A 13049-nucleotide genomic window follows, 5' to 3' on the forward strand; every position below is an offset into this window, starting at 1 on the left:
TTCACACATCCCTTATCAAAAAGTGCATTGCATTTATCAATGACTCACGATTCCCAAAACCCCCGGCTTTCGTGACAGCCCACATATCTCTTTCATATCCTATTAATCTTCCAAACGGCAAACCTGGTTCTATTTCAGAAGCTAATTCCATTTCGTTAATCCCAAGCATAGAACAGACTGCCTTCGCCGTATCTCCACCGGTTAATATCAACCCATTAATTAATTGGTTTTGGTTACAAATATCTTTTGCCAAAGTTCCTAAGCTGATTGCAATTCGTTCACTAATTTCCACCTTAGTTAAACCTTGTATTTCACCCTCATTTTGGGCAATTTCGCGATTTTCTTCATTCGACTCAACATACACAATATAATGCTTAGCATTGGAATGTGATTTCATTTCTTTTAAAATGGAGCTTGACTCAAAGACTGGTTGAATTAATTTCCGGACATCTAATTTAATGGAATACACATCTTCTAATCGAGTTGCTTCCTCAAGTTGAAGGTTTGTAATATGCGAGAGGCTACCTGAAACAGTCAATGTTTTACATATGGGTGGTTGTGAACTTCGAATTGTTTTCCCTTTTATTTGTAGGGCTTCAGGAATATATTCAATTAAACCAGCTGATCCTACCCAAACAATCCTTTTTCCTGTCAAAATGAATCGGTCTAGAATCATTTGAAAGTCAGATTCTCTCTCTACATCACATACAACCCATGATTTTGCTTGTTTCAGACAATCATCAATTTGCTTCAGAAATTCTGCTTCTGCAAGGTGAAGCAGGTCTTCAGAAAAAACCGCAGCTTTTCTCCCGCCTTTTTTGATTAGCAAATGTGGAATATAACTATCAGTAACAGGCGTCTTCGGATCCCTTCCAAATTCTGTTTCCGAGATTAAAGCTCCATTAATGTAGTGATAACCTAACTTTGTCGTTCTTCCCATCTTTGGTAGTGCTGGAGCAATTACTATTAGTTCTGGTTGAAAGACTTCTTCGATTGCTTCAAGTTCAGCTTTAATATTTCCTCTTAATGTCGAATCAATTTTTTTATAAATATGTTGATAACCTAATTTTTGCAGCATGAGGGCTGCTTTTTTTACAGCCGCCTTTGCTTCTTTCGGACCTAAAGAGCGGCTATTTGTATCAATAATTAACACATCACGATTTGACATGCTGCCTTCATTCTTACAGTCGTGGATGACCGAAGAACGAAGGCCCTTTAAAGCAAGCTGCACACCTGAGTCGTTTGCCCCTGTAAAATCATCTGCTATAATACCAATTTTATTGTTCAATCCATCCACACATCCTAATAGAAGACAAGAATCAAATACGCCAAGGCGTATTTGCGCCCGTTTTTAGGCCCACATGAAGTGGGTCATAAAGAAGTTGCCACAGGAAGTGGCGTACTTAGTCTTTGATCTTATGGTAGATACTGTGAAACTTCAATCTGTGGATTCACTACTCCACAGATTGTTAGTTGAGGCCCACAGGATGTGGGTCACAAAGATGTTGCCACAGGATGTGGCGTTCTTAGTCTTTGTTCAAATTTTCAGGCTTTTACTGGCAGTTGCCCTCTTTGAGGGCTTAGTGCCAGTTAAAGCTGAAAATTTACCTTTGAAAAATCATGGCATCCGCTGGAGGCTTTAGGCCCACACGAGGTGGGTCACTCAGACGTTGCCACAGGAAGTGGCGTTTTTAGTCTGAGTTCCTTAATTACAGTAGGGGTTTGAGCATCTACTATATAAGTTAAAAGGTTGGTCCAATTCTCCAAATACCAAAGTCGTTTTGTTTCAATATTTCTGATTTTGTTAGTTTACCAGATGAGACAGATTTAATTTCTTCAAAGATCGATTGTCCAACTGATTGTACGGTTTCTTTTCCTTCTATAATTGTTCCAGCATTTAAATCCATATTATCTCTCATACTATTAAACATTGGTGTATTTGTTGAAATTTTAATAACAGGGGCTATTGGTGATCCCGTTGGCGTACCACGACCAGTTGTGAACAGGACCACCTGTGCACCTCCCGCGACCATTCCGGTAAGCTGTTCAATATCCTGCCCTGGAGTATCCATCCAGACAAGTCCTTTTTTGGTTGGAATGTCCGCATAGTCAATTAGTTCTTGAAGCGGGCTCGTGCCAGATTTTGTAGCTGCTCCAAGTGACTTTTCCTCGAGCGAACTTAATCCTCCAGCTATGTTCCCAGGTGTAGGATTACCTGTGCGGATATCTATACCCATCATTAGTGCTCGACCTTCAGCCTGCTTAATCTTTTCATACACACGCTCAACAGTAAGATCATTGACCGCTCGATTAGCAAGTAAATGTTCGGCACCGATTAATTCTGTAGTTTCTGCAAGGATTGCGGTTCCACCGGCTTTTACAATCAAATCACTTACATGACCAACTGCAGGGTTTGCAGATAGGCCAGAACATGCGTCCGAACCACCGCATTCCGTTCCAATGATTAACTCACTGACATGGCATGGCTCTCTCATAATTGCAGAGGCATCCTGAACCATTTTTGCGGCAATTTTAGCAGCGTTAGCTATCGTTTGCAAGGTACCTCCATTTTCCTGAATGGAAACAGTCTCAACCGGCTTTCCACTTTTGGCGATTTCTTCCGCTACACTTCTTGCTTGATGTGTTTCACAGCCTAGTCCTAGCACGACAACGCCATACACATTTGGATTAAGCCCTACACCGACGTATGTTCGGAAGGTTTGATCATAATCCACCCCAACTTGTGTGCAGCCATGCTGGTGAATAAAACTAACGGTACCATGCACGAGCTGGGTAATTTGGTAGGCAGCCTGTGTTGCACAGGTGATGGTAGGAAGAATCAATACATGATTGCGAACCCCAACTTTTCCATCCGGACGTCTATACCCCATAAAATATTGTTGATTATCCATTTATATCGCCCCTTCCACGTGTTCCTTCGAGATTATGAACATGGACGTGCTCACCTGTAGCAATATCACAAGATGCAACACCGATGATTTCACCGTATTTATAAATCTTTTCACCCTTTTTAATCAGAGCAACGGCAAATTTATGTCCAAAGGGAATTGATTGCAAGAGCTTTACCTCAAGCTTCTTATCGCCATTTGAAGCAGAAACAAATGATTCTGCCTCTAAATCAGCCAAAACAGTCGCAACATTATCATTCTCATTCATTAATACCGCTGAAAAACTTTGGGACATGCCTCATTCCTCCTCTATCAAAATCGTAAAAATTATACTTCATTGAAATAGCTACTAAATACCCTTTTAAACAATGTAAAATTAGCAATATATTTTAATAGTTTGGAAGGTATCGGGTTTAGTCCTCGGTATCAACATACGGAATGGTCAATGGCCCTAATGGTAGTACAGCAACAGACATGTCTTTTCCATACTTTTCTTTAAGCTGCTCTAACGTTTCTTCAATATTATGTGTTGGCTTCAGCATCGCCTGTGTCACTTGTTCATCTGTAAGTAATGAATATACATACACATCAGCCCATACTTGGATGACAGCCTGCTTTTGCACTTGCCACTGGTCGAATGTTTTAAATTCAGGATTATTGATCATGTCTAAGATTTCTTGTGGGGATTTGGCCATCTTTAATATGTCCGCATAATTCCCATGGCTTGGAAGACCATCTGAACATTCTGAAGCAACAATAATCGTTCCACCTTTTTTCACAATTTTATGAGCTGCACTCATTCCTTTTACGGCCTGGTACAGATTCTGATCGAGTGGATAGCCGGAATTTGATGTGATAACGATATCAAAACGCTGATCACATTTTGACATGGCATGCTCTTTTACATAGGCACAACCTTTGTCATGTGCAGCAATTAGTTCCCCAGCAAACACATTTGTAATCTGTTTATCACGATTCAAGGTAACATTCAGCATAAAATGGGGTTTACACATCATGTTGATTTCCCTTGTCATATCCTGGAGAGGGTTATTGACCATATTTCCCCATGTCGATAACGGGTCTCCGATCATCCTTGCATTATGAAAGGTCATGATGGTCTCAATCCCTGCAATCCCTGGCATGATTCCCTTTGGTCCACCGGAAAATCCAGCAAAAAAGTGAGGCTCGATAAAACCCGTTACAATTCGAAAATCAGCTTCAACATATTCTTTATTTAAATAAACATCACAGCCAAATTGACTATGTCCTACTTTGACAAGCGTTTCTTTATCGTGACAGTGATTATTAATGATGCGAATGTTATCAACTACCCATTGACCAAGCATTTGAACAAACTCTTCCTCGGTTTGGTCACGATGCGTTCCAGTTCCATTTATAATCACAAAATTTTCAAGCGGTACATGGCTTAATTCTTTAATTAAAGCTGGAACAAGTTTTTCATTAGGGGTTGGCCGTGTGATATCACTAATGACGATAGCTACCTTATCCGTTGCTTTCACCATTTCCGCTAAAGGAGGTGATCCAATTGGATTTTTAAGTGCCTCTTGTAAGGCTTCCATCTCATTAGCTAGGCCTGAGGGATTTTGTGGTTCTAAAATGAGTGCATTATCCGGAACGTTAATCGTTAAATTCTCTTTTCCATATAACAAAGTTGTTTGCATTTTCTTCTCCTTTGTGAATCAATATTTCAATAAATAACCGCACCCCTAGCCTCTTAATCGACCAGGGGTGGAGTCTGTTTTTTACACCGGTACTCCAGGATCTTTTGGCGCCCTAGGATTTTCCAGCTTACCATCAATACCTTTACTTCTTTGGTATTTATCCATTAATATAACGGCAATTGGACAAAGAATAGCAGTCGTTAAAGTAGAAATTGAAATTTGCATCGTAGCAATGTTCGCTATATCCTGATAAGCTTGGGCTTCAGCGGCGCTCATCATGCCAGCACCAGATGCAACGACTGCAGCAGCTGCAATTGCTGCAGGTGTACCTACCGCATTCCCCGCTGTGGACGCCTCTGCCACCGGGGCAATATAACTTTTTTCTTTAAACAGCTTGAACACGAGAATACCGGTTAATCCGGTTAATACTACTGTCATAATCCCAAGTAGTAACCCAGCCCCAACAACGCTTGGGTTAAAGAATGTCATAAAGTTCATCCCAGCGCCAAGTGCAAACGCAAAGAACGGAACTGGCAGGATTTCTCCTGGTGCTAGAAATTCTCGAATCTCAGGGTCAAGATTTCCGAGTAGCATTCCTATTCCAATCGGTAATAAAACAGCGATAAACGCAATAATTGGGAATTTAGAACCTAAAAGCCCTAATGACATTAATGTAAAAAATGGCCCATCATTCAATGATAGGACAGATACTGCACCGACATCTGACCTGTTTCCATATTGACCTGTCAATGCAGCATACATACCACCATTTCCATTGGTCATTGCCGCAATAATTGCCATTGTCGATAAGCCCAGAAAGCCGTTCATTGGATCAAAAAAGTATCCAAATATTACTCCAACAGCAAGTCCAGTTAAATATTTTGATGTTGTCAGCAATACTCCTTTTTTCATAGCAATACCACCGACTCTAAGATTCATCTGACTACCCGCACAAAATAGGAATAATGCAATCAATGTAAATGCGCCAGTTTTAAATAATGCTTCTGAAAATCCACCAATACGTAAAAGCTCATAATTACCATCAGCAGTTGGAGCAACCCCTAAAGATTTTAAAGCGTCCATAACTACTGGGATGTGCATTTGGTCCACAGTATTAAATAACGCCCCTAGCATCAAAGGTACAACCATCAATCCACCAGGTACTTTCTCAATCGTTTGCTTGATCTTCATTTCCATTTACCCCCTCTTTATTGAAAAAATAAATACGGCTTACCTGCTCAGCTGTATGTTCTAACAATTTTTTTGATTCTTTCATCGCTTCGTCTAAGCTTATTGGACGATTAATAATGCTAAAAACCCCAATGATTCCATATGGATATAATGTTTGAATTCTTTCACCAATTGAGCCCGCAATAACAACGGCCGGAATATTCAGTTTTTTTGCTGTTTGGGCCACCCCCATGGGAGTTTTTCCGTAAGCTGTTTGAAAATCTACCTGCCCTTCCCCAGTGATTACAAGGTCAGCACCTTTAAGATTTTCTTCAAGCTTGGAATATTGAATAACGACATCTATCCCTCTTTTCATAGTGGACGGGAAAAACGCTTGAAATGCTCCTCCTATCCCTCCTGCAGCCCCAGCTCCTGGCAAATCATGCAACCGGATACCTGTAACTTGTTCCACTAAATTACCCCAATGAGTAAGATTTTGGTCGAGGACCTGGACCATATCATCTGTAGCCCCTTTTTGTGGTCCAAACACATGAGAGGCTCCGTTATCACCAACGAGTGGATTTTCCACATCAGAGGCAATTAAAAAATGACTTTCTTGAATTCGTGTATCAAAATGGTTCATGCGTACTTCATGAATTTGATTTAATGCACCTCCACCAAAGCCAACTTCCTTTCCAGACTTGTCAAGAATTTGCATACCCAGTGCCTGTAGCATTCCAACGCCACCATCATTTGTGGCAGATCCACCTATCGCTAAGACGAAATTCCGATATCCATCGTCAAGTGCTCTTTTAATTAATTCACCGGTTCCATACGTCGTTGCAGTTAATGGATCACGCTCAGAGCGACTAATTAAATCCAAGCCTGATGCACTTGCCATTTCTATAATGCATGTCTCATTATCACCCAACACCCCGAAAGAAGTCTCGATAGGTCTGCCAAGTGGACCTGTTACAGTCACAGGAACTTTATGTCCTTTCGTCGAAGTAACGAGATTTTCCATCGTTCCTTCTCCTCCATCTGCCACAGGTATTAAAATCGTTTCTGCATTCGGAAATGCATTTTTAATTCCCTTTTCAATTGATAAGGCCGCTTCCATCGCAGTTACACTGCCCTTAAATGAATCAGGTGCAATTATTATCTTTATTTTGTTCCCCTCCTCTCCGAAAACGCTTACAATAATCTGTTTATTTTATTATAATCTACTTGCTTCAAATCTTCTTTATATGTAGAATACAAATAATTGTATAAATTCTAAAAATTTTTTGTATTCAATAACCAAAAGGAGAATTAGATGATTACTAGGGAAATTGCTGAGATGCTAGTAAAAGAAACTTCGAAAGTTATGAACCTAAATATCAATATAATGAATAAAAAAGGAGTTATTATTGCAACGGGCGATCCCTCACGCCTGGATTCAATCCATGAAGGCGCATCAATAGTCGTTGAAACTGGAAAGGAACTAGAAATTACATCTGAAAATCAAGGACAACTTCGTGGAACACAACAAGGAATTAATTTACCGATTCATTTTCATGATGAGGTTGTTGGAGTAATCGGTATTACAGGGGAACCCAAAATAATAGGAGATCGTGGAGGCCTTGTAAAAATGATGGCCGAGTTATTGATTAAGCAAGCTTACATGGCTTCCCAAACGGAATGGCGCCAAAGAACGAAAGAGACGATTATAGAGGAACTTTTAAAAGAGAAACCTAACACTATCACTATCGAACGATGGCTAAGTCTACTTAATATGAAGCTTACTGGTCCTTTTGTCGTTGGCTTAATTGAGGTGTTTGATTATTCTTTTTCAAGTCACTTACTTATTAAAAACACAGAAGAAGTGATTGGTAAAGGAAAGGTGTTGGCAGGATTTGTTCATGGAAATAAATTACTGCTGCTTTTAACTGGTTTTTCTCACGAAGGTGCAAAAAAGAAGTTAACTTACCTTGGTAAAGAATTTGAAAAAATGAAGGTTCATGTTCGTTTGGCATTCTCTCCGCTTATTCACCAACTTCTACACGTTAACCAGGGTTATCGTGAATGTGAAATTGCCTTAGCCATCAGTAAATCTGAACAAAAGATCATTTCTTATACAGACATTGAACCAGAGGCACTCATTCACCAAATCGGTCCAAAGCTTGCTGAACAGTTTTCCGAAAGAATACTAAAGAGCAAGGGTGATCTTATAAATCAATTAGACACGCTTCAAGCATTCTTTGACTCGAATTTAAATATTAAAGAAGCAGCAGGAAAACTTTATATCCATCGTAACACCTTAATTTACCGTCTTAATAAAATCAAAATGGAAAGTGGCTATGACCCACAAAACTTTAAAGATGCCTTTGCATTGCAATTGGTCATTTGGTTAAATAACAGAACCAGCTCTCCACCGCATTGAAAATGTGGAGAGCTTATAAGTTGCTGATTGTCCTTTAAAAACTCTTTCTTCTAGGTTAATTCAATCTGCTTTGTTTCTCTCCCTAAAAATGCAAGTGTAATCACACCGACGACGATACTTATGCAAAACAGTGTAAAAATGAAACTAATGGAATTACCTGCAGCTACAAGTGAGCCAACAAGTAGCGGTCCAAGAATCCCACCTACACGGCCAATCGCTGCGGCCATACCAGCGCCTGTCCCACGAATGACAGCCGGATATTGTTCAGGGGTGTAAGCATATAAAGCCCCCCATGCACCTAGGTTGAAGAATGATAAAAAGATACCCGAAAGGATCAGGGCTGCAGTCGTTTCTGCCTGTCCGAAAACTAGGGCCGAACCTGCCGTCCCTAGCAAATAGGTGACAAGTACAAACTTTCTACCCATTCGTTCAATAAGCCATGCTGCTGTAAAATAACCTGGTAGCTGAGCCAGAGTCATGATTAATACATATTCGAAGCTTTGAATCATACTAAAACCTTTCATCACCATCACACTTGGGAGCCAAAGGAACATTCCATAGTATGAAAAGACGACCGTGAACCAGACCATCCAAAGGACGAATGTGGAACGTGCATATTTCTTCGACCATACCTCGCGTACATTTTGAACAATAGACCGTTTCTCCGCTTTTTTGGGTGAAAATGCCGGAGAGTCCGGAAGATTCAACCGTAAATAAATAGCATATAAGGCAGGTAGAGCACCTATGATTAGAGCAACTCGCCAGCCAAATGATGGGATAACAAAATATGATATAAGTGCTGCAAGTAGCCAGCCAAATGCCCAGAAGCTTTCAAGTAAAACGACAACTCGCCCACGATCCTTCGCCGGTACACTCTCTGAAACAAGCGTTGAAGCGACAGGTAATTCTCCACCTAGCCCCATGCCTACAAAAAAGCGTAGAACTAAAAAAGCAAAAAGAGTAGTTGTCAATGCGGAAACACCACTCGCAAGTGAAAACAATACCAATGTGATAATAAAAATATTTTTCCGACCAATCCTATCCGCCCATAGGCCGAAAAGTAGAGCACCAACAGCCATCCCGATTGAGTTTACACTTCCAATCCACCCCATCTGTTCTGGTGTTAAACCCCAATCCGCGTTCAGTGCTGCAATAATAAACGATAGCATCCCTACATCCAGTGCATCAAACATCCAGCCGAGCCCTGCGATACCAAGAAGCTTTCGCTGTGAAATTGTTTTTTCTGTCATAATCCATACCCCCCCAAGTGTCTTGACAGCTGTCATTACCTTCTTCACTATAATCGGCTTTAATTGAAAAGACAAGGTTTTTTTTCGTAGTATGGTTTTAGTATGAACCCATTAATCTCATATAATCTACTATGTATAAATGACAGTTTAATCATGAATACTTTTTCATGTCCATTTTCTATTTGCTTGTCGTAATATAAAGAATAAGAAATGCAAAAGTGAGCTTACGTTGTCATACAGAAGACAATGCAAGCTCACTTTTTAGTTACTACCTCTTATCTAAAGACCCTGAAGAAAAAATACCCTTATGCAGTACAGCCAAACGCTTTGGCAAGCGTGCTACAGTTTCTGCTGAACAGCTCGCTGAGACGAGGACGACAGTCGCTTCATCTCCAACCTTTGGCCAGATTTGATTTCCTTCTTTATCTAAAGGTGTAATGCCTCTAGTAGCAAGGGATAAGGCACGAGACAATTGATACTCATTGCTCCAACCATATAATTGTGCTGCAAGATGTGCCTTCTGAAGAATGTCTCCGATCCCAAATGGTGACCAATGATCTGTTATACTGTCATTTCCGAGAAGGACCTCTACTCCCTGCTTTTGAAGAAGAGGAATTGGCATGATAGTTTTACCAATTGGAACAGTTGAGGCGATTGAAATACCTAATGAGGATAGGCGGTTTGCAAGCTCGATTCCTGATTCTTCAGATAATGAAGCGAGTGAGAATGCATGACTGATTGTTACTTTTCCCTTTAGACCAGCTTCTTCTGTAAAATCTGCCAACCTATTAATGGCTTTTATCCCTGTTTCTCCACCTTCATGAAGATGAATATCAATGCCTACGTTATATTCCACTGCGATTTGTACCATTCTTTCCAAAGACTTCTCCATATTTCCGTCAACAACGGTTGGATCAAGACCTCCTACATGTGTTACTCCAAGATCCATGGCCTCTCGTAGTAGCCCTTCTACATTTGAACGAAGCAGTCCATGTTGAGGAAAAGCCACGATTTCATGTGAAATTTTATCTGAATAATTCTCTAAAGCTGCCTTTAATTTTTCGAGATTTTTTAACCCGATAGTCTGGTCGATATTACAATGACTTCGAACATATGTTGAACCGTAGCTCACGATTAACTCAATTAATTTTTCCGCACGCTCTTGTGCTGTTGGAAGCAGTTCAGGTAGTAGCTTTTCTTCAAATTCAATCATGTCGAAAATAGTTTTTCGATTTGCTCCTGCTTTCCATGGACCTCCAAAGTAGGTTTTATCTAAATGGATATGCATTTCCTTAAAAGCAGGGAGGAGAAGCATACCCTTCGCATCATAGCAATCTATATCTCTTCTATATGGTATCTTGGTATCTTGTATTTTCGCAATAATGCCGTTCTCGATTTCGATATTACGTAGTTGGGTTTCAGTCTCGACAACCTGTCCGTCTTCATACTTATATCCACTTTCTAAACGAACATTCAGTAGCATATAGAAGTTCTTTTTAAGCATATTTCTATCTTTCATTTGTTTATTCTCCTTTGTGTTTTTTCCCTAACAATTCGAGAGATTGCTCTTTATGCAAATGGTACAAAGGATTAGTGGGATCATGCTTGATTGCATTCTCAATGGCATCAATTGCTTCTTCATGTCTTCCTAATGACCTTAGGCTGTTTGCCTTGTGGAATGAAAAATCGTATCGATGTGGTTGGAAAGCCAAAAGCTTGTCCATTTCGATGACGGCTTCCTTATGTCTGCCAAGTTCTCTCAAATAATTTGATTTATGGTATCTGTAAAAGGTTTCATTTGGATCAAGTGCACAGGCTTTATCATATTCAGTAAGTGCTTCATCTGGTTTCTTCATCAACCGCAAGCAATTGGCCGTATAGAAATAAAAGTCTAAGTCAGTTGGATCTTTAGCTTTGGCAGTCTCGAACTGAACTAAAGCCTCTTCATACCTCTTTGCCTCTTGTAAAAAATACCCTTTATAAAAATATAAATCTAAGTTTTCACTCTCCCTTTCAAGTTCACGGTTCATGATTGCGATAGCCTCTTCGTACTTATCTTCTTTGTAGAGTGATTTTGCCTTTTCGATACTTTTATTACTCTCCGCATATTCCTTGTTTAAGATTTTGACGACCTTTGTTTGATTGAGTTCTTCTGCATATTGAAGTGCAGACTTGCCATCTCGATCAGGCAGTTTTATATCCGCCCCCGCTTCAACAAGAAGCTGAATAACATCAGAATACAGTCGCCCACCGTTTCCCAAAATAACAGCTTCTAGTAAGGCCGACCACCCTAAATCATTCACATGATTTACTGGGACACCAGCATCCAAGCAAATTTGAACGGTTTTCAGATACCCTTTTTCACTAGAAGGCAGTAATGCTGTACCACCAAATCGATTTACACTTTTGCGATCAGCTCCATATTTCAGCATCATGCTTAAAATTTCATGAAATCCGTTTGCACCAGCGCAAATAAACGGAGTTAACTGAGTCACATCTCTCGCATTCACATCACTTTCAGCTTTTACTAACAATTGAACAACTGAAATTTGATTATTTTGTGTGGCCGCCATTAAGGCAGTTCTACTGTTTTTATCTTTATAATGAATGCGTGCTCCTTCTTGTAGAAGACGCTCAACACCCTCCAATGCTCCAATTTCACTTGCACTAATAAGTTTTTCATTTAAGGATTGTTTTTGCATCATACTAACTCCCTCAGTAGCTTAATTGATTTCTCCATCGATAGAATTTATTTTGCTCCTGCCCGTTGAAGTATTTCTTCTATTTCTTTAAATCCTCTAGACCTTGCGTGTTCCATGGGTGTTACATCATCACTATCAGGAATATTTACGTCTGCCCCATGTTGAATTAACAATTGAATGATTTCTTGTTGTCTTTTTCCGCCATCACTAAGAATAATTGCTTCTAATAATGCTGTCCAACCTAAATTATTAATATGGTTGACATCAACATCCGTATTTTCTAATAACTCTTTTACTACATCTACATACCCATGTTCTGATGCTGGAATAAGTGCTGTGCCACCATATCTATTTAAGAGGGTATTGTCAGCACCGGCTTCAATTGTAAGCCTAAGAATTTCTAAATAGCCTTCTGCTCCAGCATATAGGAACGGATTGTTTTTCATATTATCTTGGATATCAATATTAACGCCATGTTCTATTAAGACCTTTACTACCTCTGGTTGATTTGCATATGTAGCAATCATCGCCGCTGTTCTTTCCTGTTCATCAACAGCATTAATGTCTACGCCAGCTTCGATCAATTCCTGAAGTTTTGAAACATCCCCTTGCTCAGCCGCTTGAAAGTATTGCTCTTTCATATTTTTATTCCCCCCTTCTGACTTCTGATCTTTTTTTGAATCTAATGGTTGGTATATATAATCTGATTCTTGGCTATTCTGACAACCAAGAAGTAATGCAAATAACAAAAAAGGGATAATTTTCTTTAACATTTTATCCAAGTCACCCCTGCCTAACATTATTAATTTTTCTATACTCATTATATATCAGGTTCCCCCTAATAAAATCCATAAAAAGAATGTCAATGCCCTTCTACAAAAGTTTTTCCTTTGGTAAAAACTCTTTCCTTACTA

At 39.7% G+C, this 13049-nt stretch carries 11 protein-coding genes; 1 reads left to right on the plus strand and 10 read right to left on the minus strand.

All coding sequences use genetic code 11. The features are described from left to right. Position 1: 1 nt before the first annotated feature. The 6 genes from V7097_RS04520 to V7097_RS04545 form a co-directional block, all read right to left on the minus strand. Positions 2-1297 (minus strand): four-carbon acid sugar kinase family protein, encoded by a 1296-nt coding sequence (locus V7097_RS04520; protein WP_335702404.1) that lies wholly within the window; start codon positions 1295-1297, stop codon positions 2-4. A gap of 445 nt (positions 1298-1742) precedes the next feature. After that, positions 1743-2912 carry a UxaA family hydrolase gene (locus V7097_RS04525; protein WP_335702405.1) on the minus strand — a complete coding sequence of 390 codons (1170 nt, stop codon included), beginning with the start codon at positions 2910-2912 and terminating at the stop codon, positions 1743-1745. Further along, the gene (locus V7097_RS04530; protein ID WP_335702406.1) at positions 2905-3204 is read right to left on the minus strand and encodes a UxaA family hydrolase; all 300 of its coding nucleotides are present in this window, start codon (positions 3202-3204) and stop codon (positions 2905-2907) included. Before V7097_RS04530 ends, V7097_RS04525 begins: the two co-directional genes overlap by 8 nt. Before the next feature lie 118 nt (positions 3205-3322). Next, on the minus strand, positions 3323-4591 hold the full coding sequence (larA, locus tag V7097_RS04535) for a nickel-dependent lactate racemase (protein WP_335702407.1): 1269 nt from the start codon (positions 4589-4591) through the stop codon (positions 3323-3325). A gap of 81 nt (positions 4592-4672) precedes the next feature. Next, the gene (locus tag V7097_RS04540; RefSeq protein WP_335702408.1) at positions 4673-5782 is read right to left on the minus strand and encodes a 2-keto-3-deoxygluconate permease; all 1110 of its coding nucleotides are present in this window, start codon (positions 5780-5782) and stop codon (positions 4673-4675) included. Beyond that, positions 5760-6929: a glycerate kinase gene (locus V7097_RS04545; RefSeq protein ID WP_335702459.1), complete on the minus strand. Its 1170-nt coding sequence runs from the start codon at positions 6927-6929 to the stop codon at positions 5760-5762. The genes V7097_RS04540 and V7097_RS04545 overlap by 23 nt, the downstream gene beginning before the upstream one ends. A gap of 147 nt (positions 6930-7076) precedes the next feature. Between V7097_RS04545 and V7097_RS04550 the strand changes: the two genes are divergently transcribed. Next, positions 7077-8183, plus strand: a complete 1107-nt coding sequence (locus tag V7097_RS04550) for a CdaR family transcriptional regulator (RefSeq protein ID WP_335702409.1) — start codon at positions 7077-7079, stop codon at positions 8181-8183. A 50-nt stretch (positions 8184-8233) separates the two neighbouring features. Here V7097_RS04550 and V7097_RS04555 read toward each other — a convergent pair whose 3' ends face one another. From V7097_RS04555 to V7097_RS04570, 4 genes are all read right to left on the minus strand, one after another. Next, a complete protein-coding gene (locus V7097_RS04555; RefSeq protein WP_335702410.1) occupies positions 8234-9433 on the minus strand; it encodes an MFS transporter in 1200 nt (399 codons plus the stop codon). A 268-nt stretch (positions 9434-9701) separates the two neighbouring features. After that, positions 9702-10937, minus strand: coding sequence for an amidohydrolase family protein (locus tag V7097_RS04560; RefSeq protein ID WP_335702460.1), 1236 nt, complete (start codon positions 10935-10937; stop codon positions 9702-9704). Positions 10938-10956: 19 nt separating this feature from the next. Beyond that, entirely contained in the window at positions 10957-12135 is a 1179-nt protein-coding gene (locus V7097_RS04565; RefSeq protein WP_335702411.1) for an ankyrin repeat domain-containing protein, read from the minus strand. A 47-nt stretch (positions 12136-12182) separates the two neighbouring features. Continuing rightward, the gene (locus tag V7097_RS04570) at positions 12183-12908 is read right to left on the minus strand and encodes an ankyrin repeat domain-containing protein (protein ID WP_438824198.1); all 726 of its coding nucleotides are present in this window, start codon (positions 12906-12908) and stop codon (positions 12183-12185) included. Positions 12909-13049 lie beyond the last annotated feature (141 nt).

Source organism: Bacillus sp. JJ1562, assembly GCF_036962705.1.
Lineage (GTDB): Bacteria > Bacillota > Bacilli > Bacillales > Bacillaceae_L > Ferdinandcohnia.

Bases quoted from the DNA above. Each gene is read 5' to 3' on its own strand.
- V7097_RS04555 (WP_335702410.1), bottom strand. From the start codon at position 9,433: ATGACAGAAAAAACAATTTCACAGCGAAAGCTTCTTGGTATCGCAGGG.
- V7097_RS04570 (WP_438824198.1), bottom strand. From the start codon at position 12,908: ATGTTAAAGAAAATTATCCCTTTTTTGTTATTTGCATTACTTCTTGGT.
- V7097_RS04525 (WP_335702405.1), bottom strand. From the start codon at position 2,912: ATGGATAATCAACAATATTTTATGGGGTATAGACGTCCGGATGGAAAA.
- V7097_RS04530 (WP_335702406.1), bottom strand. From the start codon at position 3,204: ATGTCCCAAAGTTTTTCAGCGGTATTAATGAATGAGAATGATAATGTT.
- V7097_RS04540 (WP_335702408.1), bottom strand. From the start codon at position 5,782: ATGAAGATCAAGCAAACGATTGAGAAAGTACCTGGTGGATTGATGGTT.
- V7097_RS04565 (WP_335702411.1), bottom strand. From the start codon at position 12,135: ATGCAAAAACAATCCTTAAATGAAAAACTTATTAGTGCAAGTGAAATT.
- V7097_RS04560 (WP_335702460.1), bottom strand. From the start codon at position 10,937: ATGCTTAAAAAGAACTTCTATATGCTACTGAATGTTCGTTTAGAAAGT.
- V7097_RS04550 (WP_335702409.1), top strand. From the start codon at position 7,077: ATGATTACTAGGGAAATTGCTGAGATGCTAGTAAAAGAAACTTCGAAA.
- larA (WP_335702407.1), bottom strand. From the start codon at position 4,591: ATGCAAACAACTTTGTTATATGGAAAAGAGAATTTAACGATTAACGTT.